Annotated in this window: 23 protein-coding genes; 16 read left to right on the plus strand and 7 right to left on the minus strand. The window is 49.2% G+C overall.

Annotation, left to right across the window (positions count from 1 at the left end; all coding sequences use genetic code 11):
- The first annotated feature begins 87 nt into the window (after positions 1-87).
- Positions 88-1,335 (plus strand): malic enzyme-like NAD(P)-binding protein, encoded by a 1,248-nt coding sequence (locus HH196_RS09870; RefSeq protein ID WP_169451952.1) that lies wholly within the window; start codon positions 88-90, stop codon positions 1,333-1,335.
- 99 nt (positions 1,336-1,434) lie between these two features.
- Here the strand turns inward: HH196_RS09870 and HH196_RS09875 are convergent, their stop codons facing one another.
- Positions 1,435-3,903, minus strand: coding sequence for a penicillin-binding protein 1A (locus HH196_RS09875; protein ID WP_169451953.1), 2,469 nt, complete (start codon positions 3,901-3,903; stop codon positions 1,435-1,437).
- Between the two features lie 144 nt (positions 3,904-4,047).
- On the opposite strand from HH196_RS09875, the gene pilM reads away from it, so the two are divergent.
- The 14 genes from pilM to HH196_RS09945 all read left to right on the plus strand — a co-directional run bounded on the left by pilM (position 4,048) and on the right by HH196_RS09945 (position 20,503).
- Positions 4,048-5,103: a type IV pilus assembly protein PilM gene (gene pilM, locus HH196_RS09880; RefSeq protein WP_169451954.1), complete on the plus strand. Its 1,056-nt coding sequence runs from the start codon at positions 4,048-4,050 to the stop codon at positions 5,101-5,103.
- Complete coding sequence (locus tag HH196_RS09885; protein WP_169451955.1) at positions 5,100-5,651, plus strand: PilN domain-containing protein; 552 nt, start codon at positions 5,100-5,102, stop codon at positions 5,649-5,651. Before pilM ends, HH196_RS09885 begins: the two co-directional genes overlap by 4 nt.
- Positions 5,648-6,256 (plus strand): type 4a pilus biogenesis protein PilO, encoded by a 609-nt coding sequence (locus HH196_RS09890; RefSeq protein WP_169451956.1) that lies wholly within the window; start codon positions 5,648-5,650, stop codon positions 6,254-6,256. Before HH196_RS09885 ends, HH196_RS09890 begins: the two co-directional genes overlap by 4 nt.
- A 3-nt stretch (positions 6,257-6,259) precedes the next feature.
- Positions 6,260-6,796 carry a pilus assembly protein PilP gene (locus tag HH196_RS09895; protein WP_169451957.1) on the plus strand — a complete coding sequence of 179 codons (537 nt, stop codon included), beginning with the start codon at positions 6,260-6,262 and terminating at the stop codon, positions 6,794-6,796.
- 7 nt (positions 6,797-6,803) lie between these two features.
- Entirely contained in the window at positions 6,804-8,879 is a 2,076-nt protein-coding gene (gene pilQ, locus HH196_RS09900) for a type IV pilus secretin family protein (RefSeq protein WP_169451958.1), read from the plus strand.
- A gap of 39 nt (positions 8,880-8,918) precedes the next feature.
- Positions 8,919-9,419: a shikimate kinase AroK gene (gene aroK, locus HH196_RS09905; RefSeq protein ID WP_169452380.1), complete on the plus strand. Its 501-nt coding sequence runs from the start codon at positions 8,919-8,921 to the stop codon at positions 9,417-9,419.
- A 21-nt stretch (positions 9,420-9,440) separates the two neighbouring features.
- On the plus strand, positions 9,441-10,511 hold the full coding sequence (gene aroB, locus HH196_RS09910; RefSeq protein WP_169452381.1) for a 3-dehydroquinate synthase: 1,071 nt from the start codon (positions 9,441-9,443) through the stop codon (positions 10,509-10,511).
- Positions 10,512-10,702: 191 nt separating this feature from the next.
- A complete protein-coding gene (gltB, locus tag HH196_RS09915; protein WP_169451959.1) occupies positions 10,703-15,157 on the plus strand; it encodes a glutamate synthase large subunit in 4,455 nt (1,484 codons plus the stop codon).
- Positions 15,158-15,220: 63 nt separating this feature from the next.
- Entirely contained in the window at positions 15,221-16,645 is a 1,425-nt protein-coding gene (locus tag HH196_RS09920; protein WP_169451960.1) for an FAD-dependent oxidoreductase, read from the plus strand.
- A 131-nt stretch (positions 16,646-16,776) separates the two neighbouring features.
- Positions 16,777-17,841 carry a uroporphyrinogen decarboxylase gene (gene hemE, locus HH196_RS09925; RefSeq protein WP_169451961.1) on the plus strand — a complete coding sequence of 355 codons (1,065 nt, stop codon included), beginning with the start codon at positions 16,777-16,779 and terminating at the stop codon, positions 17,839-17,841.
- Between the two features lie 45 nt (positions 17,842-17,886).
- Positions 17,887-18,582 carry a carbonate dehydratase gene (gene can / locus HH196_RS09930; protein WP_169451962.1) on the plus strand — a complete coding sequence of 232 codons (696 nt, stop codon included), beginning with the start codon at positions 17,887-17,889 and terminating at the stop codon, positions 18,580-18,582.
- Positions 18,583-18,727: 145 nt separating this feature from the next.
- Positions 18,728-19,033: a hypothetical protein gene (locus HH196_RS09935; protein ID WP_169451963.1), complete on the plus strand. Its 306-nt coding sequence runs from the start codon at positions 18,728-18,730 to the stop codon at positions 19,031-19,033.
- Between the two features lie 277 nt (positions 19,034-19,310).
- On the plus strand, positions 19,311-19,898 hold the full coding sequence (locus HH196_RS09940; protein ID WP_169451964.1) for a HupE/UreJ family protein: 588 nt from the start codon (positions 19,311-19,313) through the stop codon (positions 19,896-19,898).
- Positions 19,895-20,503, plus strand: a complete 609-nt coding sequence (locus tag HH196_RS09945; RefSeq protein WP_169451965.1) for a hypothetical protein — start codon at positions 19,895-19,897, stop codon at positions 20,501-20,503. The genes HH196_RS09940 and HH196_RS09945 overlap by 4 nt, the downstream gene beginning before the upstream one ends.
- A 130-nt stretch (positions 20,504-20,633) precedes the next feature.
- On the opposite strand, the gene HH196_RS09950 is transcribed toward HH196_RS09945, so the two are convergent.
- From HH196_RS09950 to HH196_RS09965, 4 genes are all read right to left on the minus strand, one after another.
- Positions 20,634-21,425 (minus strand): 2-keto-4-pentenoate hydratase, encoded by a 792-nt coding sequence (locus HH196_RS09950; protein ID WP_169451966.1) that lies wholly within the window; start codon positions 21,423-21,425, stop codon positions 20,634-20,636.
- Positions 21,426-21,437: 12 nt separating this feature from the next.
- Positions 21,438-22,457, minus strand: a complete 1,020-nt coding sequence (locus HH196_RS09955; RefSeq protein WP_169451967.1) for a zinc-binding alcohol dehydrogenase family protein — start codon at positions 22,455-22,457, stop codon at positions 21,438-21,440.
- A 194-nt stretch (positions 22,458-22,651) separates the two neighbouring features.
- The gene (locus HH196_RS09960) at positions 22,652-23,488 is read right to left on the minus strand and encodes a PhzF family phenazine biosynthesis protein (RefSeq protein WP_169451968.1); all 837 of its coding nucleotides are present in this window, start codon (positions 23,486-23,488) and stop codon (positions 22,652-22,654) included.
- Between the two features lie 53 nt (positions 23,489-23,541).
- On the minus strand, positions 23,542-23,883 hold the full coding sequence (locus HH196_RS09965; protein WP_169451969.1) for a RidA family protein: 342 nt from the start codon (positions 23,881-23,883) through the stop codon (positions 23,542-23,544).
- 15 nt (positions 23,884-23,898) lie between these two features.
- On the opposite strand from HH196_RS09965, the gene HH196_RS09970 reads away from it, so the two are divergent.
- Positions 23,899-24,165 carry a hypothetical protein gene (locus HH196_RS09970; RefSeq protein WP_169451970.1) on the plus strand — a complete coding sequence of 89 codons (267 nt, stop codon included), beginning with the start codon at positions 23,899-23,901 and terminating at the stop codon, positions 24,163-24,165.
- A gap of 360 nt (positions 24,166-24,525) precedes the next feature.
- Here HH196_RS09970 and HH196_RS09975 read toward each other — a convergent pair whose 3' ends face one another.
- On the minus strand, positions 24,526-25,914 hold the full coding sequence (locus HH196_RS09975; RefSeq protein WP_169451971.1) for a sensor histidine kinase KdpD: 1,389 nt from the start codon (positions 25,912-25,914) through the stop codon (positions 24,526-24,528).
- Positions 25,911-26,582, minus strand: coding sequence for a response regulator transcription factor (locus HH196_RS09980; protein WP_169451972.1), 672 nt, complete (start codon positions 26,580-26,582; stop codon positions 25,911-25,913). Before HH196_RS09980 ends, HH196_RS09975 begins: the two co-directional genes overlap by 4 nt.
- Between the last annotated feature and the right edge of the window lie 12 nt (positions 26,583-26,594).

The following is a 26,594-nucleotide window of genomic DNA, read 5'->3' on the forward strand; positions in this document are numbered from 1 at the left end:
ATATCATCACGCGACGACCTATCAAAAAATGATTAGCTTAGGGTAATTGCCTAAGCATTATCGTATAACTCAAATCAGGAACGGACGATGTCTCAAGATTTTAAACAGGCAGCTCTGGATTACCACGAGTTTCCAACTCCGGGTAAAATTGGCATAGAAATCACTACGCCAGCATCAACTTCACGCGATCTATCTCTTGCTTACTCTCCAGGCGTAGCAGAGCCAGTACGTGAAATTGCGAAAGATCCAGAAAATGCTTACCGCTACACAGCTAAGGGCAACCTAGTTGCTGTTATCTCGAACGGTACTGCGATTCTTGGCCTTGGTGATCTTGGTCCTTTGGCATCTAAGCCAGTTATGGAAGGTAAAGCGCTACTATTCAAACGCTTTGCTAACATCGACTCTATCGATATCGAAGTTGATGCTGAGAGCCCACAGGCGTTCATCGATACTGTTGCGCGCATTGCCGACACTTTCGGTGGTATCAACCTTGAAGATATCAAAGCACCTGAGTGTTTTGAGATCGAACGTACCCTTATCGAACGTTGTAACATCCCTGTATTCCACGATGACCAGCACGGTACAGCTATCGTAACTGCAGCGGGCATGATCAACGCGCTTGAGCTAGCGGGTAAGAAGCTAGAAGAAGCTTCGATCGTATGTCTAGGTGCTGGCGCTGCTGCTAGTGCTTGTATGAAACTGCTGATCAACATGGGCGCTAAAGTAGAGAATATCTACATGCTAGACCGTAAGGGTGTTATCCACTCTGGTCGTGATGATCTAACGCCAGAAAAAGCAGTGTTCGCAACTGAAACTGACAAGCGCACTCTTGAAGATGCTTGTGAAGGTGCTGACGTATTCGTAGGCCTTTCTGGTCCTGATCTACTATCTCCAGAGAACCTTCTGAAGATGGCTCCAAGCCCAGTTGTATTTGCCTGTGCAAACCCAGATCCAGAGATCAAACCAGAACTTGCACGTGCGACACGTGAAGACGTAATCATGGCGACAGGCCGTTCTGACTACCCTAACCAGGTTAACAACGTGCTTGGCTTCCCATTCATTTTCCGTGGTGCGCTAGATGTTCGTGCGTCTGCAATCAATGAAGAGATGAAGGCAGCTGCAGTAGTTGCACTTGCTGAGCTTGCTAAGCAGCCTGTTACTCAGGAAGTGTTGGATGCATACGGTCTTGATTCGCTTGAGTTTGGTCGTGAATACATTCTGCCAAAAGCAACGGATTCTCGCCTACTAGGTGCTATCTCATACGCAGTAGCTAAAGCTGCAATCGATTCGGGTGTTGCTCGTAAAGATATGCCAGCTAACTATCCACTGAGCTAATCTATAGCTCAAATAAAAAGGGAAGCTCTTTAGCTTCCCTTTTTTATGTCCGATTTTTGCTCAAGTTAATTGTGTGTATCGGCTAAATAGACTTTCCAATTATCTAAATAGCTCTTCCGACGTTGGCGGTGGTGCCTCTTGGCCAGGTCGAGGTGCTGTCTCTGTCGGTACAGACTCCTCTTTGAAAAGCTCCAGCATCGCATTCTCCTGCCCAGGATAGGCGAGTTGGCCTGTTGTTGGGTCAATCAGAACGGCCGAAATACCTGCCGGTTCAGGAAGGTAGCTCTCTGGAACATTACGCAGTGCAACTTTCATAAAGTCGATCCACATCGGTAGAGCGGCGCTACTACCATATTCTCGACGGCCTAAAGGCGAGGGTTGGTCGAAGCCTACCCAGGTGGTTGCACTGAGTTTGGGCGAGAAGCCACTAAACCAAGCATCTTTTTGTTCGTTGGTTGTGCCGGTTTTGCCAGCAATGTCGCCTCGCTTAAGTACTAGAGCACGGCGGCCAGTACCTTTTTTGATAACGTCTCGCATCATGTCGTGTAAAAGGTATGCGGTACGGTCATCAAGTAACTGCTTAGCCAGCGGTTTTCCTTCAAGTGTAATAAGCTGTTGTTCCGCGTTACTCACTTCAGCTCCTGAAGCTGTATCGGCATTCATCTCAGCCAATTCACGCGCCATCATCTCCGCTTGCTGGCGCTCTGGGCAGTGCGCACATGCGATGATTGGATTGGCTGCAAAGAGCTCATTTCCTTCGCTATCAAGTAGTCGGTCGATCAAATAAGGATTTACGCGGTAACCCCCGTTAGCCAGGGTGGCATAGCCTGTTGCGACTTGGAGTGGGGTTGCATCAGCACTTCCGAGCGAAAGCGAAAGGTTTTTAGGCAGCTTCTCCTCTTCAAAACCGAACTGAAGAATGAATTCTCTAGTCGGTTCAATTCCCATGGCGCGCATGAGTCGAATAGAGATCAGGTTGCGTGAGCGATAGAGCGCTTCGCGAAGGCGGGTAGGGCCACCAAACTTACCGTTATCATTCTCTGGTCGCCAGTCACCCTCAAGGCTGACATCGTGGAATACCACTGGCGCATCGTTAATAACAGAACCGGGTGAGTAACCATTGCTTAGCGCTGCACTGTAAAGGAACGGCTTAATGTTGGAGCCAGGTTGGCGATAAGCCTGCACTGCGCGGTTGAACTTATTCAGGTAGAAACTAAAGCCGCCAGAAAGCGCTTTTAACCCACCTGTTTCAGGGTCGATTGCTACAATTGCACCCTGTACTTCGGGGATTTGGGTGAGCATCAAACCGCTGTTGCCATAACGCACACGTATCAAATCGCCTGGCTTGAGAATATCTGAGGTGCGCTCAGGTTTCGGGCCCATTGAGTCGACGCCTTTAAAGGCTCTAGCCCACTCTAAGCCGGACCAACTGAGTCGCTCAGTTGAACCATCCGCCATTAGTAGAGTGGCGCTTGTCTCATCGATCGACTGCACTAGCGCTGGCTGCAAGTTGCCATACTCAGGCGTTGCTTTTAGTTTTGTAAGTAGCGCTTCTGGTTCCAGGGCTTCTAGGTCAAAGTGCTGTTCTGGGCCCCGATATCCGTGGCGTTCTGAATAATCTAAAAGTGCTGCACGCAGAGCTTTGTCTGCAGCGTCTTGCATAGTGCTATCCACTGTTGTGTAGACGCTCATACCCTCGGTGTAGAGAGATTCACCGTAGGTCTCGAAAAGCTCGCTGCGAACCATTTCAGCAACGTAGGGTGCTGGAACCTCGATGTCAGCACCGTGATAGGTGGCTGTCACAGGTGCGGCAACCGCGCGGCTGTACTCAAGCTCCTCTAGGTAGCCCAACTCTTTCATTCGGCCCAATATCCAGTTGCGGCGCTCGAGTGCGCGCTGTGGGTTGGTGATTGGGTTGTAGGCAGAAGGAGCCTTAGGTAGGCCTGCAATCATCGCAAGTTGAGCTACAGAAAGCTCATTGATGTCTTTACCGTAGTAAACCTGAGCGGCCGCTTGTACGCCGTATGAACGGTGGCCTAGATAAATTTTGTTGATGTAGAGCTCTAGAATCTCCTCTTTAGTAAGCGACTGCTCAATTTGTAGTGCTAGAAGAATCTCAACAAATTTACGTTCAAAGGTGCGATCGCGACTTAAGAAGAAGTTCTTAGCGACCTGCATTGTAATAGTAGAGCCACCACTCTGAATTTTCCCCGAAGTGGCAAGCTGTAACGCGGCTCTAAACAGGCCTCGAATATCGATGCCCTGATGGTCAAAGAAGCGTGCATCTTCCGCTGCTTGAAGCGCGTGGATAAAGTGAGTGGGCGTCTCTTCGAAACGAATAGGGCTACGACGCATCTCGCCAAATTCAGCGATTAGCTTCTTATCGGAACTGTAGACACGAAGAGGAGTTTGAAACTTAACATCCCTGAGGGTCTCTATATCTGGCAGTTGCGGGCTAAAGTAGAGATAGATGCCGCCAGCTGCAATGACTCCAAGAGTCAGGCCAAGAATCGCAAGGCCAAGAAGCCATTTTGTAAGTCGCTTTATAAGTCGCTTTATAAGTCGCATTAAGTTGTTCTTACCGGTTGAATTCGGTTTTTTTATGAATTGATTATAACGAGTGCTCGTTTAGGGTCTACACTGTATGGATATTAGTACATAAACTAGGTTAACGTTGCATTAAAGCTCCATCATTTCTAGGGATTTTTTAGTTTGAGTCTATTTGGGCGGTCAGCTAAGAGTGTTATCGGTGTTGATATCGGCGCGTCTTCGGTAAAAGTTGTTGCGCTTACTCAACACAAAGAACAGCCAGTTCTCGACGGTTTTGCCTTGGTGTCACTGCCATCAAAGGCATTTATCGACGGTAATATTAGTCAGCCTGATGTGATTGCTGAGGCGATACAGCGTGCCCTTAAAATTAGTGGTATCAAAACCAAAGAGGCGATTGCAGCGGTCTCTGCTTCCGACGTTATTACCAAAGAGATTCAAATCTCAGATGCTTTCTTCGGTTTAGAGCTTGAAGAGCAAGTGCGTATCGAGGCCGATCAATTCATCCCGTACCCTCTCGATGAGGTTGCTCTCGATTTTGAAATTATTGGGCCTGCTCCTACTAACCCAGCCTTTAACCGCATCAATATTGTCGCTTGTCGTCGTGATGATGTAGATGCGATTGAGGATGTGCTTACCCTAGCGGGGCTCAAGCCTGAAGTGGTTGATGTAGACACCTATGTGATGGAGCGCATCGTTAATAGAGTCAGTGCTACGGATGAGTCCAGCGTTGCGATTGTCGATTTAGGTGCCGCCTCGCTCTCTTTAAGTGTCATAAAAAATGGAAATCTCCAGTACCATCGCGAGCAGGCGTTTGGTGGGCATGACCTGATTCACCAGCTGCAACTACATATCGACCAGTCAGAGCAGGATATCGATCAGATGTTGCGTGACGGTTCGATTGCTGCGGAGCTTCTAACGAGTGTGGTGGAGCCCTTTGCCTCTACGATTGCCCAGCAGGTCTCACGTGCTCTGCAGTTCTACTACTCATCTGGATCCCAAGATCATATCGGTAAAATACTGTTAACCGGTGGTTTGTCTGGAGTAAGCGCGCTGGTTCAGAAGGTTGCGGATACAACAGGCACAGAGTCTCAGCTTGCTGATCCATTTGCCTTTATCTCACTGGGAGCATCGATCAATGGTGAGCAGTTGGCAACCTTGAAACCTTCTCTTACTAAGTCGCTTGGTTTGGCTTTTCGTGGTTTGGAGGCGAAGCAATGACATCGATTAACCTTCGCCCTTGGCGTGAAGAGCGTAATGAGCGCCTGCAAAAACGTTTCCAAATCCACCTGGCTATTGCTGCGGCAATCGCAGCCGGGGTGGTTTTTACTAGCATCTCCTTTCTTGATTTGATGACCTCTAGGCAAGAGGCGCGCAACGCCTACTTGAACCAGGAGCTCGTCCGTCTTGATGCTAAATTGAAAGAGATCACAGATCTTAAAGTTAAACGCGAGCGCCTGCTTGAGCGATTAAATGCGATTCAACAGCTACAGGGTAACCGACCGCTGATTGTGCGTACCTTTGATGAGATGTCACGTGTAGCGCCCGATGGTGTGCACTACACCTCGCTGACTAAAGCGGGCGAGGTTGCCAAGTTAGATGGTTTGGCAGCAACTAATGAAGATGTCTCTGCGTTGATGCGAAATCTTAATGACTCTGAATGGTTTGGTGAGCCGACTCTCTCGAAAGTATCTCTGCAAGGCGAGCTAAGGGCGTTCAATCTAACTGTGCCATTAGAGAAGCCAGAAGCTTACGGAGGTGCAAAATGAGCCTTCGTCAGTCGCTAAATAACGCCTTCAAAGGTTTTGACGTTAACAATCTCGATTTCTCAACCGCCTGGAGCTGGCCTATTGGTGTCAAAATCGTCACCTACTTGCTGGTTTTTGCAGTTTTACTAGGTGGCGGTATTAACTTCCTAGTACTCGACAAGAACAGAGCACTCGAGAGTGAAATTGCTAAAGAGAGCGACCTCAAACAGCAATTTGAGACGAAGTCCTATCAGGTGGCTACGCTGGATGCTCTGCGCCGACAGATGGCGGATGTTGAGCTGCGATTTGCTGAGCTTTTGCGTCAGTTACCGACCCAGAAAGAGGTTCCTGGCTTGCTTGAGGATATCAGCGCGATTGGTCAAAGTGCTGGACTTGAGATCGATCTAATCGCACTGCAGCCAGAGCGGAAAGCGCAGTTCTATGTTGAACTTCCGATCAGTGTTCAAGTGCGTGGTACCTACCATCAGATGGGTGATTTTGTTAGTGGTGTTGCAGGTATTAAGCGTATCGTTACGCTACATGATTTTAGTTTGAAACCGAGTGGTGGCGATCAGCTCACAATGAGTATTGATGCAAAGACCTACCGCTACGATGATGAGGAGTAGAAGATGAAAAAACTGCTCCCTCTACTATTAGTTTTCGCCTCCCTCTCTGGGTGTGTATGGGTGGAAGATCCAGCCGATTTGCGTCTCTTTATTCGTGAGAAATTGGCCGCGCCTGCTGGAAGTGTAGAGCCACTTCCAGAGTTCAAAGCCTACGAAAATTTTGTCTATGAAGGGCCATGGTTGCGCAATCCATTCGTACCGATGGTGCCGCTCGTGATTCAGGAGAGTGCAGAAGAGGTTGTGCTTTCTCGCGTTCATCCTGACTTTAATCGTATTAAATCTTACCTTGAAGAGTTTCCAGTAGATCAACTCGTCATGGTGGGAACCATCTCTTCGCCACTGAATCGCGAGTTGATCGCGTTGGTTCGAGATCCAAACAGTGAGATTCACCAAGTAAAAGTGGGCGATCATCTCGGTTTAGACTATGGTGAGGTAGTTGGATTGAGTGAACGAGAAATATCATTAACCGAGATTGTTGCTGATGGGCGTGGTGGTTGGATTAATCGCCCTCATAGCATTGAGCTGCCAGTTTTAAAGTGAGGATGCCATGAAACTATTAATTGTTTTGGCAAGAAGTACATTACAGATGAAGCGCCACCTTGCTTGGGTGTTGCTGTTACTAGCTCAGCTCATTTTAGCGCAGCCCCTTTTCGCGCAGACGCTAGTCAATGTTGAAGCTACGGCACTACCTGGCGACAAAACAGAACTTAATTTCACATTTACAGAACCGGCTAAAGAGCCGCGTGTCTATGTTATCGACTCGCCTGCTCGTCTTGTAGTCGATTTCTGGGGTGCAACCAAGGGCGATCTGGGTAGGACGATGCCCATTGGAAGTGGTGCAATTGGTAATCTTCAGTTTGCAGAGGTTGATGATCGCACCCGCGTGGTGGTTGAGCTAACAGAATCACTCCCTTATGCGGTGAATGTTGATGGAGTCAATGTGAGACTTCAGCTTGGAGCTGAGGGTTCTAAGGTGGCTGGCTCTGCTCCAACAACTACTGCAGCAGCAAACACTCCAACGCAAACCTCTGATATTACCCGTATTGTGGGTGTCGATTTTGAACGTGTAGAGGGCGGCCAGGGTCGAGTGACTATCTCTATGTCAGATGATCGTGCGGGCCTTGATATTGTTGAAGAGGGTAGCGGCATAATCGTCAATTTATCGGGCGCCAATATCGCTACGGGCCTAGCTCAGCGTTTGGATGTTCAGGCTTTTGCAACACCGGTTAACTTTATTGACTCGATGAATGCCGAGCAAAACGCTGCGATTTTAATCCTCCCGTCAAAAGATCCGTATGAGTACCTCGCTTATCAATCAGGAAATCAGCTCGTACTCGATTTTAAACCGGTATCGCTGATGGATCAGACACAGCGCCAAGCAGATCTTTTCCCATACACCGGGCAAGAGATTGACCTTAACTTCCAGAATGTAGAGCTTCGTTCTGTATTGCAGATTATCGCTGAGGTTGCAGAGAAGAACTTGGTGGTCGGCGAAGAGGTGGGTGGCAATACGACCTTGCGTTTGAAGAATGTCCCTTGGGATCAGGCGCTTGATATCATCCTGAAAACTAACGGTTTGGATAAACGTGTAGTTGGTAATGTGATGCTTGTTGGTGATGCGACTCAAATCGCGGATCGCGAACGTAAAGAGCTAGAGAACCAGCAGGCTGTGAAAGAGCTAGCACCTCTGAATACCGAGTATGTTCAGATCGATTACCGCCGTGCATCTGAAATGAAAGAGTACCTTAGTGCTGCAAACCTCATCAGTGAACGTGGCTTTGTACTGGCTGATGATCAAACCAATGTCTTGATGATCCGTGAGACTCAGGCTGCAATCGATGATATTCGCCGTACCCTGAAGCGATTTGATGTTGAAGTTGCGCAGATTATGGTTGAGGCGCGAGTTGTAACTGCATCCTCAGATTTTGCAGATAAATTAGGTGTGCGTTGGGGATTTGCTAATGGTCCCACTACGGTCTTGGGTGATGGGCAACTCTCATTTGGGTCGGGTATTACTGCACCAGGTGTTGCTGGTGTGACTCAAAGTGGCTTGGGCGTGGATTTCGGTGTTGCAGGTCCTTCGCTGGCAGTAGGATTTATCAAAAACTCTCTACTCTTATCGGCCGAGCTATCTGCACTAGAGACCTCGGGTAACGGTGAGGTTATTTCACAACCGAAAGTGATAACTACCAATGGTAAAGCTGCAAATATTACCTCGGGTCAGCAAATTCCTTACCAAACTGTTCAGGATGGAAGTACCAGTACAGCCTTTAAAGATGTAGCTCTTTCGCTTGATGTAACACCACAATTAAACCCTGGTGATCGAATCGCACTGGACTTAGCGATAAATCAAGATAGTATTGGCAGCGTTTTGGCCAATGGTGATATTTCTATTAACACCAATCAATTGACTACTTCGGTTGTAGTTAATGATGGTGATACTATTGTCCTTGGCGGGGTATTCCGTACTGAAAAGTCGGAAGGTGTTCAAAAGGTACCGGGTTTAGGCGATTTGCCAATCCTGGGTGCGGCGTTTAGAAATCGTCAAATGACGGAAACCAAAAACGAGCTATTGATCTTCATTACCCCGAAACTTATTCGTGAGTCGCTTAGCGTGCGGTAACAAGGTTCGCTGTTTTTGAAAATATTTCTTATTGGCCCTATGGGATCTGGAAAGAGCACCATAGGGCGTTTGCTTTCTAATGAGCTTAAGCTCGACTTTCTCGACTCCGATAAGGTGATTGTCGATCGTGCTGGCGCGGATATTCCTTGGATCTTCGATGTTGAAGGTGAGGTGGGTTTTCGCGATCGCGAACAGGCAGTCATAGAGCAGATTTCACAGCAGGATGATCTGGTGTTAGCGACTGGTGGTGGTGTTGTGATGCGTGAAGCCAACCGCGAAGCGCTGCGTAGCCGAGGCTTTGTGATCTATCTTTTGACCAGTATCGATCAACAGATGGAGCGCACCGCGCGTGACAAGAATAGACCGCTGTTGCAGACAGAAAATCCACGTGCGACGCTTGAAGCTCTATTAGAGAAACGTGATCCACTCTATCGCGAAACCGCTGATCTGATCCTCCGTACAGACCGCCGTCACCCGCGCATAGTGATCTCTGAAATTGTAAAAGCGTTGAAGAAACACCGTATTTTGACCACGGCATAAACCGAGGCTAGTAGTTTGAAAATTCAAAATGTTGAAGTCGATCTAGGTGATCGCAGCTACCCTATCTACATTGGCGAGCAGCTCTTTGCGCAAGTAGATATTGCTGGGTTGATCAAAGGTCGTCAGGTGATGATTGTGACCAATGAGACAATCGCACCGCTCTACCTATCAGCACTTAGAGATCAGCTTCCAGCTCTTCAGGTAGATGAGGTGATTTTGCCTGATGGTGAGTCCTTCAAGACCTTAGATACTCTGAATTTAATCTTCGATGCCCTTCTCGAAATGCGTCATAACCGCACAACAACACTTATCGCTTTGGGTGGTGGTGTGATTGGCGATATGACTGGCTTCGCAGCAGCCTCTTACCAGCGCGGCGTGGATTTTATCCAGATTCCAACGACTCTGCTTTCGCAGGTCGACTCCTCAGTTGGCGGCAAAACGGGTGTAAACCACCCGCGCGGCAAAAATATGATTGGTGCCTTCTATCAGCCTAAAGCGGTTCTGGCTGATACGGATGTGCTGAAAACCTTACCTAAGCGTGAGTTGGCTGCCGGCCTTGCTGAGGTGATCAAGTATGGCTTGATCTATGATGTCGAGTTTCTTGCTTGGCTAGAACAGAACATAGATGGTTTGAATGAGTGCGATCCAGAGCTTTTAGCCTACGCGATTAAGCGCTCATGTGAGATTAAAGCTGAAGTCGTGGCGCAAGATGAGCGTGAATCGGGTATCCGCGCTATTCTCAATCTTGGCCATACCTTCGGACATGCGATAGAGACAGAGCAGGGCTATGGAAACTGGCTGCACGGCGAAGCCGTAGGTGCTGGGATGTGGATGGCAGCAGATCTGTCGCACCGACTAGGCTGGATCAGTGCAGGCGATTTGGCGCGCACGGAGACTCTTCTGCGTCGAGCTAATCTCCCGGTTCGAGCTCCAGATGATATGTCCCCAGAACGTTTCATTGAGTTGATGTCGTTGGATAAGAAAGTATTGGATGGTCGTATTCGTCTCGTACTACTTAAACAGCTTGGCGAAGCTATAGTGACCGACAGTGCAGATCCTGATCTGCTTAGAGAGACCTTGCTGTCGAACTAAGATTGAAACTTCGCTCGTATATTAACGCGTCTTTTATGACGCGTTTTTTTATTTTTGTGCTGTGTGATTTGTAGCCAAGCCAAGAGAAGTGTAAAATTAGCGTCCCTTTTTGCCTCGGTCTTTTTTGTGTCGAGGGTTATTCAGTATGTAAATTACTGATTTGTATAGTTTTTTCGGATGGAATTAAGCGTATGAGCAACGGTCTGTATCGCGCGGATGAATTTAAAGATAACTGCGGCTTTGGTCTGATGGCCCACATGGAAGGTCAGGCGAGCCATAAAGTTCTGACAAATGCCATTGAAGCACTGGCCTGTATGACCCACCGTGGCGGTATTAACGCCGATGGTAAGACAGGTGATGGCTGTGGTCTTTTGATGCAGATGCCACGCAAGTTTTTGCGTGCTGCTGTTAAGAGTGAGATGAATGTTGATCTGACTGATACATTTGCAGTCGGCATGGTATTCCTATCTCAGGACTCAGCGCTGGCTGATAAAGCACGTCAATCGATGAATGCGGAACTTGAAGCGCAGGGCCTTACCGTTGCTGGCTGGCGTGTAGTTCCAACCGATGACAGCTGTCTTGGCCCTATCGCGAAAGAGACTCTACCGCAGGTTGAGCAGGTATTTATCAATGTAGAAGGCAAAGATGCGCGCGAGCTAGAAGTTGCTCTGTTTATTGCTCGCCGTAAAACTGAAATTGCTTGTACTGCAGACCGTGACTTCTACATCTGTTCGCTATCTGAGCGCGTCATCAGCTACAAAGGTTTGATGATGCCGGTTGATCTGCCGACTTTCTACAAAGACCTTGCGAGCCCAGAACTTGAAACTGCGGTAGTGACATACCACCAGCGTTTCTCAACTAACACTGCGCCACGCTGGCCGCTAGCACAGCCGTTCCGTTTCCTTGCGCACAACGGTGAGATCAACACTGTTGAAGGTAACCGTAACTGGGCGCGTGCACGTGCATCAAAATTTGCAACGCCATTGATTCCAAACCTTGATGAGCTTCAACCAATTGTTAACACAACGGGTTCTGACTCATCGTCAATGGATAACATGATTGAGTTCCTACTTGTAGGTGGTATCGATCTATACCGTGCTGTGCGTATGATCATTCCACCAGCATGGCAGAACGTAGATACCATGGACTCTGAGCTACGTGCATTCTACGAGTACAACTCGATGCACATGGAAGCTTGGGACGGTCCAGCAGGTATGGTAATGACAGATGGTCGCTACGCTGTCTGTCTTCTAGACCGTAACGGTCTGCGTCCATCACGTTGGGTGATGACTAAAGATGGCATGATCTGTACTGCGTCTGAGATCGGTGTATTCAGCTACGAGCCGAGCGACATTGTTGCGCAGGGCCGAGTTGGACCTGGCCAGATCCTTGCAATCGACACCCAGACAGGTGAAGTGCTGCACACTAAAGACGTTGATGATCGTCTGAAGAAAGCTCAGCCATACAAGCAGTGGTTGAAAGAGAACACACTTCGTCTAGAAAACACTATGAACCTTGCGCGTGAAGCGGAAGCGTTCAGTGAGATGTCACCTGAAGAGGTGAAAACTCACATGAAGATGTTCAACGTCACTTACGAAGAGCGTGAGCAGATCCTACGTCCACTCGGTGAAACCGGAATGGAAGCTGTAGGCTCAATGGGTGATGACAAGCCGATGGCTGTGCTTTCGGAGAAGATTCGTTCACCTTACGACTACTTCCGTCAGCAGTTTGCGCAGGTTACTAACCCGCCAATCGACCCACTTCGTGAAGCGATCGTAATGTCGCTTGAGACCTGTTTAGGTCGTGAACAGAACATCTTTGAAGAGACTGCTGAGCATGCTCGTCGTGTTGTTTTGACCATGCCAGTGCTCTCTGCAAACAAATTTATCCGCATCCGTGATAACGAAGAAGCGGGCTTCGAGCCGCATCAGATCGATCTTAATTACGATCCATCTGCTGTATCGCTTGAAGCGGCTATCAAGTCAGTATGTGACCAGGCTGAAGCTGCTGTTCGTGCAGGTAAGTCGATCATCATCCTGTCTGATGCAAACATTCAGCAGGGTAAACTACCTATCCACGCGTCGATGGCGACTGGTGCTGTTCACCACCGCCTAATCGATTCAGGTCTGCGTACCGATGCAAACATCATTGTTGAAACCGGTTCAGCGCGTGATCCACATCACTTTGCCGTGCTATTCGGTTTCGGTGCGACAGCTGTTTACCCATACCTTGCTTACCGTGTATTGGCAGATCTTTGCCGCACTGGTGAGATTCAGATGGATCCATTGGATAGCCATGAGAAGTACCGTAAGGGTATCGATAAGGGTCTATTCAAGATCCTATCTAAGATGGGTATCTCGACGATCGCCTCTTACCGCGGAGCGCAGCTATTTGAAGCTATCGGTCTGAGCGATGAAGTTGTCGACCTATGTTTCAAAGGCGTGACTAGCCGTATTCAGGGTGCTCGTTTTGCTCACTTTGAGAAGGATCAGTCTGAGCTAGCTAAAGCAGCATTCAGCGCTCGCAAGCCAGTTGCTGCCGGTGGCCTACTCAAATACAAATTTGATGGTGAATACCACGCGTACAACCCAGATGTGGTTCAGTCGATTCACGAAGCGGTTAAGTCTGGCGATCAGAAACATTACGATCGTTACGCTAAGCTTGTGAACGAGCGTGGTATTGCGACTATCCGTGACATGTTTGCGCTTAAGACAAACAACCCAATCGCACTAGATAAGGTTGAGTCTGCGGAAGCGATCTACCCTCGTTTTGATACAGCGGCTATGTCTCTAGGTGCACTTTCACCTGAAGCGCATGAAGCTTTGGCTGTTGCAATGAACGAACTAGGTGGCCGCTCTAACTCAGGTGAGGGTGGTGAAGATCCAGCCCGTCACGGCACAATTAAGCGTTCTAAGATCAAGCAGATCGCGTCAGGTCGCTTTGGTGTAACACCAGAGTACCTTGTTAACGCTGATGTTATGCAGATCAAAGTAGCGCAGGGTGCAAAACCGGGTGAAGGTGGCCAACTACCAGGCGGTAAGGTTAACGCTCTGATTGCGCGTCTACGTTACTCAGTGCCAGGTGTGACGCTTATTTCACCACCTCCGCACCACGACATCTACTCAATCGAAGACCTTGCTCAGCTAATCTTCGACTTGAAACAGGTTAACCCAGAAGCGCTTGTTTCTGTGAAGCTAGTATCACGTCCAGGTGTAGGTACGATCGCGTGTGGTGTTGCTAAGGCATACGCTGACTTGATCACTATCTCTGGTTACGACGGCGGTACTGCTGCATCACCATTGACCTCAATCCACTACGCGGGTTCTCCTTGGGAGCTTGGTCTAGCGGATACTCACCAGTCACTTCGCGGTAATCACCTACGTGGCAAGGTTCGCGTTCAGACTGACGGTGGTTTAAAAACAGGTCTAGACGTTGTTAAAGCAGCGATCCTAGGTGCAGAGAGCTTTGGTTTCGGTACCATGCCGATGGTTGCGCTAGGTTGTAAATACCTACGTATCTGCCACTTGAACAACTGTGCGACCGGTGTTGCAACTCAGAACGATCGTCTACGTAGCGATCACTTCCGCGGTACAGTGGAGATGGTTAAGAACTACTTCCGCTTTGTAGCTGAAGAGACACGTCAGTGGATGGCTAAACTTGGTGTTGCTACCCTTGAAGAGTTGGTTGGCCGAGTTGATCTTCTAGAGATCATCGAAGGTAAAACAGATCGTCAGAAAGCACTCGACCTATCACCAATCATCAGTGATGCTGGCGTGCCTGCAGACCGTCCACAGACAGTTCAGCAAGAGCGCAACGAGCCATTCGATCAGGGTCTTCTGAATACTCACATGCTACAGATTGCTCAAGAGGCGATTGAAGCGGGATCAGGTGCTGAGTTTGAACTGACAATCACCAACTGTGACCGTTCAGTGGGTGCGCGTACTTCGGGTGCTATCGCTAAGAAACACGGTAACTTGGGTATGGAAAATAGCCCAATCACCTTTAAGTTCCGTGGCCATGCGGGTCAATCGTTTGGTGTTTGGAATGCGGGTGGTCAGAACCTAATCCTTGAAGGTGATGCCAACGACTACGTAGGTAAAGGTATGGCTGGCGGTAAGGTTGTTGTTAAACCTTTCGCAGAAGTTTCATACAAGAGCAACGAAACTGCGATTATCGGTAACACCTGTCTATACGGTGCGACTGGCGGTAAGTTGTTTGCTGCAGGCTGTGCCGGCGAGCGCTTCGGTGTTCGTAACTCAGGTGTGCATGCTGTTGTTGAAGGTGCTGGCGATCACTGTTGTGAATACATGACAGGCGGTCTTGTGACTGTACTAGGTGCAACGGGCCACAACTTTGGTGCTGGTATGACTGGCGGTTTCGCTTACGTTCTCGATACTGATCGTAGTTTCGTAGACAAGTACAACCATGAGCTTGTAGATATCCACCGTATTCACACTGAATCGATGGAGCAGTACAAGAACCACCTACGCTCAGTAATTATTGAGTTTGTACGTGAGACTGGCAGTGCTTGGGGTCAGGAGTTGCTAGACAACTACGAAGATTACCTAGGTAGCTTCTGGCTAGTGAAGCCAAAAGCAGCGAGCTTGGATGTTCTTCTAAAGAACATGACCCATTCGCCAGAGTAAGAATTTTAAGTTTATTTAGTTAGTTGCCCGAAGCGATTTGGGCAGTATGTAAGAGGTGGAGCGATGTCTACCCGTCTTAACAACAACTTTCAGTTTGTTGAAGTAGGTCGTAAAGGCCCAGAAAAGATTCCAGCGCAAGTGCGTCGTGGAGAGTTTGCTGAGATCTATCAGCCATTTGGTGAAGCTAATGTCGTAGAGCAGGCTCACCGCTGTCTGGATTGTGGTAACCCATACTGTTCATGGAAGTGTCCAGTACATAACCACATTCCAAACTGGTTGAAACTGGTTTCAGAAGGCAACCTGTTTGAAGCAGCAACCCTGTCTCATCAGACTAACTCATTGCCAGAGGTGTGTGGTCGAGTTTGTCCACAGGATCGTCTGTGTGAAGGTTCATGTACGCTGAACGATGAGTTCGGTGCTGTGACTATCGGTTCTGTAGAGAAGTACATTACGGATACTGCGTTTGCCCTAGGCTGGCGTCCAGATATGGATGGCGTGACTTGGACAGACAAGAAAGTTGCTGTAATTGGTGCTGGCCCTGCAGGTCTTGGTTGTGCTGATATCCTAGTTCGCAATGGCGTGAAGCCAGTGGTCTTCGATCGTAATCCAGAGATCGGTGGTCTTCTGACTTTCGGTATCCCAGAGTTCAAACTTGAGAAAGATGTGATGGTTCGCCGTCGTGAAATCTTCGAAGCCATGGGTGTTGAGTTCCGTCTAAACACCAATGTTGGTTCAGACATCTCAATGCAGGATCTGCTTGATCAGTACGATGCAGTCTTCCTAGGTATGGGTACATACACCTACATGAAAGGTGGCTTCCCAGGTGAAGAGCTAGACGGCGTCTACGATGCACTACCGTTCCTAATCTCTAACGTAAATCACTGCCGTGGTTACGAGAAAGATGCATCTGAGTTCATCAGCATGGAAGGTAAAAAGGTCGTTGTTCTTGGCGGTGGTGATACTGCAATGGACTGTAACCGTACCTCGATTCGTCAGAACGCAGCGTCTGTAACCTGTGCTTACCGTCGTGACGAGGAGAACATGCCTGGCTCTAAACGCGAAGTTGAAAACGCGCGTGAAGAGGGCGTTGAGTTCAAGTTTAACCGTCAGCCTGTAGAGGTTGTGGGTGAAAACGGTAAAGTGACTGGCGTTAAAGTGGTCACTACTCAGATGGGCGCGCCTGACGCAAACGGCCGTCGTTCTGCTGAGGTTGTTCCAGGTTCAGAAGAGATTCTTCCTGCTGACGCAGTGCTTGTTGCTTTCGGTTTCCGTCCAAGCCCAGCACCGTGGATGGCAGACTTCGGTATTGAACTGCACAGTGATGGCCGTGTAGCTGCAGAGCTAAGCGGTAACCGTCTACCATTCCAGACAAGCAACGACAAAGTCTTTGCTGGTGGTGATATGGTTCGTGGTTCTGACCTAGTCGTTACTGCAATCTATGAAGGCCGTAAAGCGGCTGAAGGTATTTTGGACTTCTTGGAAGTTTAATACCTTAGGATGTTCAAAAAGCCGCTGCTCAACCCAGCGGCTTTTTATTATCGGATTTATACGATTCGTTAACAGAATCGTCAGGGTTTCAGGGTTATAATCCCAAAAGTTTATTTGGAAGATTTAATAGTATGGCTGAGTTAAAAAACGACCGTTTCCTTCGCGCTCTTTTAAAAGAGCCTGTGGATGTAACCCCAGTATGGATGATGCGCCAAGCAGGTCGCTACCTTCCTGAGTATCGCGCTACACGTGCAAAAGCGGGTGATTTCATGTCATTGTGCATGAACCCAGATCTCGCTTGTGAAGTGACCATCCAGCCACTTGAACGCTTCGACCTAGATGCCGCTATTCTCTTCTCTGATATTTTGACTATTCCAGATGCTATGGGGCTTGGTCTCTACTTCGAAGCGGGCGAAGGTCCACGCTTCAAGAAAGAGGTACGCACTGCAGCGGACGTTGAAGCAATCCCAGTTCCAGATCCAGTGAAGGATCTTGGATATGTTATGGATGCAGTTAAGACTATTCGTCGCGAACTGAATGGCCGTGTACCGCTAATCGGTTTCTCAGGCAGCCCTTGGACACTAGCTACCTACATGATTGAGGGTGGCTCTTCTAAAGATTTCCGCCACATTAAAGCGATGATGTACTCACAGCCAGAAGTACTCCATGCGCTGTTGGACAAGTTGGCACAGTCGGTAACGCTATACCTCAATGAGCAGATCCGCAGTGGCGCACAAGCGGTTCAGATCTTTGATACCTGGGGTGGTGCACTAAGCGGCCCTATGTACCAAGCCTTCTCGTTGGACTACATGAAGAAGATCGCTTCAGGTCTAATTCGCGAACACGATGGCCGTCGCGTACCAGTGATCATGTTCACTAAGAACGGTGGTCAGTGGCTAGAGTCTATGGCTGAGGCGGGTGCAGATGCTCTAGGTCTGGATTGGACAACTGACATTGCCAATGCGCGTGCTCGTGTAGGTGATAAAGTGGCTCTGCAGGGTAACATGGACCCATCAGTACTTTACGCACCAGCAGATCGTATCCGCGAAGAGGTTAGCCGTATCCTTGCAGGTTTTGGCTCAGGCACAGGTCACGTATTCAACCTTGGCCACGGTATTCACCAGTTTGCCGATCCAGAACACGCGAAAGTATTTGTCGAAGCAGTGCACGAGTTAAGTGCGCAGTACCATCAATAAGAGCGGTTTAAACAACGTATTTAACTTTAGCGAAGAGGATTCCTGATGAAGAAACTAAAATCGCTATTTGAGAAGAACAAACATTGGGCTGCCACGATCCAGAAGGCAAACCCTCAGTTTTTCCCAACCCTAGCGGCTCAGCAGGCGCCTGAGTATTTGTGGATTGGCTGTGCAGATAGCCGTGTGCCGGCCAACGAGATTGTCGATCTGTTACCAGGCGAGCTGTTTGTTCACCGCAACGTATCAAATCTGGTGGTCCACTCAGACATGAACTGTCTTTCGGTTATCCAGTACGCCGTGGATGTCCTGAAAGTGAAAGACATCATGGTTGTTGGTCACTATGGCTGTGGTGGCGTGGTTGCCTCTATGGAGGATGCACGTCACGGTTTGATTGATAACTGGTTGAGCCATATCCGCGATGTCTACTATAACCACCGTAAGTTCTTAGGGCAGTGGGAAGCGAAACCGCATCAGGTCGATAGACTCTGTGAGCTTAACGTTATCGAGCAGGCACTGAATGTCTGTAACACCACCACAGTGATTGATGCTTGGGCACGTGGCCAAGAGCTTAACGTGCATGGCTGGATCTACGGCTTAGGTGACGGCTTGTTACGTGACTTAGGTTTCACAGTGAGCGGTACTGAAGAGATTCGCTCCACCTTTAATGATGCGGTTGAGTTGATCGAAGCGAAAGGCGAGACGGTTGAAGGCCACTCCTGTACGCAATTCTGTAACCACTAATTCGCTACATCTAATGAAAAAGGGCCTCGTGCCCTTTTTTTGTTTTTAGCCCCTTACAAAAAAGTAAGAATTCAGACAGATGCACGTTAACTACGCACCTTAATCTAACACCATCACTTCAGATAAATCCTAAGGAGAAATAGAGATGAATAAGTATGTAGTGAAAGGTGTCTTAGTGACCATCCTCCTGGCTCCAACAGGGTATGTACTCGCTAAGGATGTAAATGGTGTTATTGCGCCTGAAGTCAAAACTGTTCAAGTTGATCAAAAGCAGCTAGTAGATGATCAAGATCATGAAGATAAGGTGGCCGCTGAGGAGCAGGATGATGACCATGCGGATGGGAATGAGAAGAAGCCATTTTGGAAATTCTGGGAAGATGATGACGATGAAGGAGATAACCGACTTTCAACTCAGCATGACATTAAATGTAGTAATTCATACTCTATCTGACACATTTCGATGTCATGGACAGATCTGATCGTACAATTGCTGATCGCTAACTATCCCGCAGGAGCAGGCCTTCACAACATCCCTCTGTCTGCGGCAGCTATAGACTGCAAAGCAGACGATCCAATAAGCGTTCTTTGGTGCTAGCGATTCTTGATTTTCGACATCTCTGCAAGCCGCCGCTTTCGGTTGAACTCTACCTTTAGCAATCAGTAGTTTATTCTTGCACCAAATTGATTACACTTGGAGTATTAGAATAATCGTTGGAAAATTTGTAGGCATGAAAAATTTGATATCGCTGGCCATAGTGGTCATCACGGCTGCAGTTGCTCAGTCTGTTTCTGCGCACACGGGCGAAGGTATAAACACCGGTTTTGCATCAGGGTTTTGGCATCCGATCCTCGGCTGGGATCATGTCGCGGCGATGGTTGCTGTCGGTATGTGGGGGGCTTTTTTGAGGGCGCCTGCAATCTGGCTTTTACCCGTTGTCTTTCCAATCGTTATGGCTTTTGGAGCGGCTGCTGGCATGGCAGGTTTACCCTTACCGGCTGTAGAGACAGGGATCGCACTCTCAGGTGTTGTGCTGGGTCTGATGGTACTTTTTGCTGTTCGCCCGCCTCTCCCCGTCGCTGCAATCATTGTTGGCCTGTTTGCTATCTTTCATGGTCATGCTCATGGCACGGAGTTTCCTCCCGAGTTCAGTGCGTTGGGCTATGCAGTCGGATTTGTTCTTGCAACAGGGCTTATGCACCTTGCAGGGATAGCTATTGGCTGGCTTACTAAGTTTGAAGTTGGTACATGGATAGTTCGTGCGGGCGGCGCGGTGGTTACACTAGCGGGATCCGCGTTTCTTTTTGGATTTGCATGAATCTATTAAGATTTCGCTCTTTATTAATGCTGCTTGTGTTGCTCTGGCAACCGGCGGCATTGGCTCACAGCTTCGGAGCCGGCACTGACGCGTTCGTTAGTTTTCTCAATGCAGTCTCCATCTTTGTCAGCGATCCGATTCTTCTATTACCCAGTATCTCCTTGGGGATACTTGCTGCGGCCTATAAGACACGCGGCCTAGTCGATATTTGGCCTTGGTTATTCGGTAGCCACCTAGTCGGGTTTTTAACAGCGAGTCTGGTCGGTGATTGGGTTAATTCGATTTTGCTAGTAGTGGGTTTAGCGGTAGCAACGATTGCAGCCCTAGTATCCAAACCCGCCAAGATCCTTGTCATTTCTTCAGGAGTGATTACCGGCGTGCTCACAATGCTGGTCAGTCTGCAGGGACACGCATGGCACGAGTTGAGCATGTCTGTCTATGTAGGCCTGTTCGCTGGAGCTAGCATGGGGGTTGTTATCAGCTCTGGCATAGCAGAAGTCGCTTTAGAAAAACTGCCAGAAAAGGTTAGCAAAATCGCTCTGCGAGTTGCAGCATCATGGCTTGCAGCTATTCAGTTGCTCGCAGTAATGTTGCTGATCGCTTGATTTTGACTTCAGCGGGCAATCTGCTGACGGCTCAGCAAAGGGCAAGGAACCCGCAACTGCGGTCATTCGGTACCTCGCTGGTATAGACTCGTGCAATGCCCCGCAGCTTGCTGTACCTCACATCATTGTCTTAGTCAGCAGCGAAGTGACAGCCGACTTGGCCCAGCATGCCAAAATCGACCGACACGGAGTCGCCGGGCCTTACTTCTAGGGGAACCAAGCATGTGCCGGTGGTGACGGTCTGCTGAGCTGCCAGTGTGATCCCAAGGGTCGATAATTCGTTGGCGCACCAGGTAAGCGCCTGTCGAGGGTCTCCCAGTACATTCGCCCCCAGCCCCTCGCGCTCCATGCGGTTACCGACCCGTCCAACCACCCGATGGGTCGACAGATCTAGGCTTCGCCAACTTACCGGTGCCTGGGGTCCGAGGACGAAGCGATGAGCGCATGCGTTATCAGCGATGAGCTGGGGACCACCGACGCCGGCATAATTGGCGAAACGTGAGTCCGGTATCTCGATGGCCAGATACAGCGCGGCGACGGCCTCAAACACTTCGCTCTGATCATAGGGTCTGTCACGAGGCGGCAGGTCGCGCCCCATTCGGAAGGCGAACTCCGCTTCTGCGACGCGCATGCGATTGGCCCCCAAATGAAGGGTGGCGTCACCTGTGTGCACCATCTCCGTCAACAGCCTTCCAACAATAGGGCCTTCAACGCCGATATGTTGTTGCCCGGCGCTGCTGGTGGCGGCGATCTTCCAGCCAAATAGCGGTGAGGTACTGATCGTCTCAATCTGACTCTGTATCAGATAACCCTCTGCTCGGGTAGCAGGGCGCAACGCGGGCGGCAGCGCGTCCAATACCAGACCCTCTTTCCAGTGACGCACTAGCAATTGCGATGCTGCCTTGGCAGATTCTATTTGCATTTGGGTGCTCCCTTAGAACCCGGTTAAGGTGATTTTGCCAATCACGTGGCCACCCTCTAGCGCGGCATGGGCGCGTCTCAAGTTCGCGGCATTGATGCAACCGAAGTTGTTAGCGGCGGTTGCCCGAAGCTTGCCAGCATCAATAAGGGAGGCCACAGCGTTGAGAATCTCATGCTGACGTTGCATGTCCGGTGTCGCGAACATCGGCCGGGTGAACATTGCCTCCCAATGAATCGAAACGCTCTTGAATTTTAGCAGGCGCAGGTCAAGGGGCTCAGGATCGTCGATCAAGCCAATGCGGCCTTGCGGAGCGATGATCTTCGCCATCTCGGCCCAGCTAGCACTATTGGTGTGCGTCGAGAAGATGCGACCAACCGGCGCTAGGCCTTGGATGGCGGCAATCTGCTCGGCAAGTGGCCGCGAGTGATCGACCACCTGATGCGCACCTAGGGATCGAACCCACGCATCGCTCTCAGGACGTGACGCGGTCGCAATCACCGTCACCTGACTAAGCTGACGGGCCAGTTGCAGCGCGATCGAAGGTACACCTCCGGCGCCGCCGATCACCAGCAACGCCTCTCCCGCTGCTCGCTCGGGCGGCAACTGTAGCCGATCGAACAGCATCTCCCAAGCGGTCAGACTGGACAGCGGGAGTGAAGCGGCGGCGGCGTGATCTAGGGTAGTGGGTTTGCGGCCTACGATCCGCTCATCCACCAGTTGCAACTCGGCGTTAGCCCCCTGACGATCAAGAACGCCTGCATAGTAGACCGCGTCACCTGGCTGAAACAGCTCGACTTGGTCGCCAACCGCTTCGACTATACCCGACGCGTCGTAGCCGAGCACCACAGGCAGCCCGTCCGACGGCGCGATGCTGAGGCGGCTCTTGATATCGCGTGGGTTAACAGCGACCGCATGGATGCGCACCAGTAGATCGCGGCCGCGCGGCTGGGGCGGTTCCGCTATTTCGAGGTCTAGCAGGGCCTGCGGATCGTCAATGCGCAAACCGGGTTGCCAATAACCAACTGCCTTCATGTTTATCTCCTGGTGATTGGGTTACAGAGTATGGCGACTTGATTTAGCAAATCGCCTTGATCTGGATGATCATACAAAACGGCAGAATCCACTCCGGCGACCGATCGGGCCGAAAGATACTGCCAGCCAGGGTTGGTTACGGATGGCTGCTCAATAAGCAACAATGCGAGTGTTCGCGAGGGCATCGAGACTCCTTAGGTCTTTGAGATCAGGCGGACGCTACCAGATACACGTATGCTGGCTCCAGGTTGTGGGGTGATTGCCGCGCGCAAACGCGAAGGGACGCCCATATCATCGCCCTGACAGATAAGAATCGAACCCTGATGAGGCCAGCCAAGATCGCGCAGATAGCCGGCCAACGCCGCTGCTGCTGCGCCGGTCGCGGGGTCCTCATAGACCCCGCCAGTGGGGAACGGGTTGCGCGCATGGAATAATTGCGGTTGTTCCGCAACCACCAAACTGAAGGTTAACAACCCCGCACGCAGGGCCAACACCCGGCCCTGCTCTTGGTCATACTGCATCGCCGAGAGCCGCTCGCGGCTTTTGAGTGCCAGCACCAAGTGATCGCCGCCACCGTGTGCAATCGCAGGGGGAATCCGCGGGTCAAGTTGGTCGCGCTCTAGGCCGAACAGGGTCAAGACGTCTTGCAACAGTGCGGGCTCTAACCCATCACTGCGTGTCGGCGGCGATTGAAATGACGCTCTCCATTCGCTCGCGGACCAACGCGTATCTACGCTGATGTTGGCACGGTTAAGCATCAACGCGAAGGTGCCGGATCCGAATTGACGCGCTAACTCTGCACCGAGCGCGATCGTGGCGTGACCGCAGAAATCAACCTCAACCTCGGGGGAAAAGAAGCGCACCCGCCATCCCCCCTCTACCGGAGCAGCAAAAACGGATTCGGAATAACCGATCTCAGCTGCCAGTTCCTGCATTTTGGAAGCATTGGGCAGAGCATCACACAGCACCACACCGGCGGGGTTCCCCCCTTGGGGGCCATCCGAAAATGCAGCAATGTGTTGGATAATCATGATGGTAGCTCCGAATTGATGGTTGTTGGTTGCGAGAGACTCCAGCTCAGATATTAAAGGGGCGTCAGGGAAGCGATTAGGTCGATCTCGACTAATGCTCCTTCGATCGCGAGCTCTGAAATTACGGTGGACCGTGTAGGACGATGGTCGCCAAACGCCTGTGCAAATGCCGTATCAAATGCCTGAAAGTTTTCTCTCTCAGTTAGCCAGACCCCCGCCTTTACCACATTTTCCGGGCGTAAATCGTACTCAGCTAAAACCTTGAATTGCTGAGCAAGAATTAAGCGGGTTTGCTGTTCAATATCGCCATCGATCTGCCCGTTGGCGTTAAATGCAAGTTGGCCCGATAAAAAGACTAGAGATCCTGTTTTTATTGCAGGAGAGAGATGTGGCATGCGGGGTGCTCCGATTTGGTTATTCGCAACGATGGGGCTGATGTGATGGGTCGCTACAGTGTATTCATTTATGAGCATCGCGACATTTCAACAGCTGAGACACTTTTCAACTCGAGTAACATTCTGCCTGCATGCATAAAACGAGGCAATACCTTCAAGATAAACAACAAACATGCATTTTATGCATCAATATTTAGTCGTGGTCGATTCTGTGTCGCTACCGAATCAATTCCAGTAGCTTCTGGAGGCCTCTTAGGCACCAAATTAGATAATGGGATGTAGATACGCTCAAAGTTTTATCACCCGAAAATACACTTGAAAGGTTTGGAAACTAAATGTTGACTGCACTGAGGGGCTCCCAGTTTTAGTACCATACCCTACGAGACTGGGCTGGTTTTCTATGGCTGGTTTTAAGTGCTAAGTTAACGACCGCTTTTGTGAGTAGAGCGGTGGTGGGACCGTCATAAAATGACTTGGTCTGAATGTCCGAAAAGGGCAATCTGCTGACTGTACGATTGGGTCGCAACCAATTTCCTAACCTGTCAGTTTGAGTATGAGCCAATACACATTAAAGGCTAATTAATTCGATTCTGCTCCCACAAAACGCTATACGCCCCCACGTTTAGCGTTTTTTTATATCTGTTATTTAAAGATTAATGTGACTTGAAGTCCTGGTTTATTATCAGCTAGTTTCAACTCTGCATTATGTCTTGCTGCTATCGCTTTAATTAAACTCAATCCAAGTCCAGTACCTTCTATGTTGCGACTTTTATCTGCTCGATAGAAGCGACGTACAACCAATTCAAGCTCGTTAGCATCAATGCCGGGGCCGTTATCACTCACTTGTAGATAGGGTTGAGATTTTAGAAACCCATATGAAATTCTGATTTCTGAGCCCGCTGGAGTGTAGCGCATTGCGTTATCAACCAGGTTGATAATAGCCTGACGCAAAAGATTACTATCGCCGGCAACAGTCACAAAATTCTGAGATGTAATCGGGGGTAAATAGTGTCCGCTCTCTTCAGCAATTGGTTCGAAAAGCTCGAGGGTTTCACGACACAACTCTCCCAACTCAACAGGTTTAGATTCTATTTCCTCGATACCACTTTCAATTTGGGCTAGCTCTAAAACAGAATCAAAGGTTGCGGAGAGACGGTCAACATCTTCAATTGCTGAATCTAAATTTTTGAGTTTTGTGTCATGCTCGTGCGATAGGCCCTCTAGTTTCAATCGAAGGCGAGTTAAGGGTCTTCTTAAGTCATGAGCAATATCACTAGATACTTGCTGCAAGCTTTGAATTGAGGTTTCAAGCTGTTCCAAAGTTTGGTTAATGCCTCTTGAAACTGTGGCAAGTTCATCACGTTCGTGAGGTGATATCTCACAGCGAACGTTAAGTTGGCCATTAGCTGCCTTATTTAAAACGGTATTGATGGAGTGAACTCTCAATTGGCTCAATTTAGCAATGCTGAAAGCCACAATCGTGACGATAGTCATCGCTATGCCTAACCCCCATAAAATGGATTCAGTTAAGAGCTCCTGGCTATCTGAAACCCAGCGACTATCTTTCGCGACAAGAATCCAACCATCATCGACTTTAATCCCAAAGCCGTAATATCGACCGTCACTTTCATCACCGACATCGGTTACAGAGCTAATCTCCTTTCCCCCCGATAGTGAGCTACGACCGTCAAATGGTGCGTGAACTAGAAGTGTTCCTGTTGCAGTTTTAGTCTTGCTGAACCAAAAGCTTGCAAGCGTTGTGTTGTCATTTGCAAATTGCGCTTGGCGCTTAATTTCACTAATTACAGCCTCTGGACCGGCCAGTTTATAAATTCCCAAATATGAATCTGCTGTCGATTTTGTATCTAGATAGAGACGGTCAGATATTTCAGTGCTGTGGACCTGAACTGCGACAAGTGCCGCAATAGAGGTGCTCAGTGCGAAAACAGTGGTGATGATGATAGTAAATAGAATAGGGGATGAAACTCTATTTAGATAGAGCCTAGTTAGTTCACGAATAGAATTGCTCATGGTTTAAAAAGATATCCTGAGCCATGAACAGTTTGGATGTTGTTAGTGCCAAAAGGTTTGTCTAATTTTGCTCTTAGTCGACTGATATGTGTCTCGACGACTGAGGTTTTAGGGTCGAAGTTGATGTTCCAAACTGCTTCCAAAATCATCGTTTTAGTCTGCACACGCTCTGCACGCTCCATTAAAAAGCGTAAAAGGGCGTATTCACGAGGCTGAAGGTCAATTTTTTCGCCGCTACGGAAAACTTCGTGGCTTAGTAGCTTTACTTGTAAACCACCAAGCATCAGCTCTGTTTGTTCAACTTGCATGGCTGGTCTGCGAGTAATGACCTCTATGCGTGCAATTAACTCTGCCATAGAAAAGGGTTTTACTAGATAGTCATCAGCCCCAGATTTTAATCCACCTACACGATCATCTACGCTTCCCATTCCGGTCAAGAAGATCGCTGGTGTTAAGTCCTTAGCTGCGCGAAGCGACTTGACTACAGATAGACCATCTAAACTAGGCATCATTCTATCGAAGATGTAGAGATCATAATCTTGCATGGTTGCCTGTCCCAGTGCGTGCTTGCCGTCGTGCACGACATCGACTGAGTAACCCTGTTGTGCGAGGCCTGCACGAACGTATTCAGCTGTCTCTAGATCGTCTTCTGCGTACAAAATTTTCATGTTGCTAGTCTT

Origin of the sequence: Marinobacterium sp. LSUCC0821 (assembly GCF_012848475.1) — a bacterium.
Lineage (GTDB): Bacteria > Pseudomonadota > Gammaproteobacteria > Pseudomonadales > Balneatricaceae > Marinobacterium_E.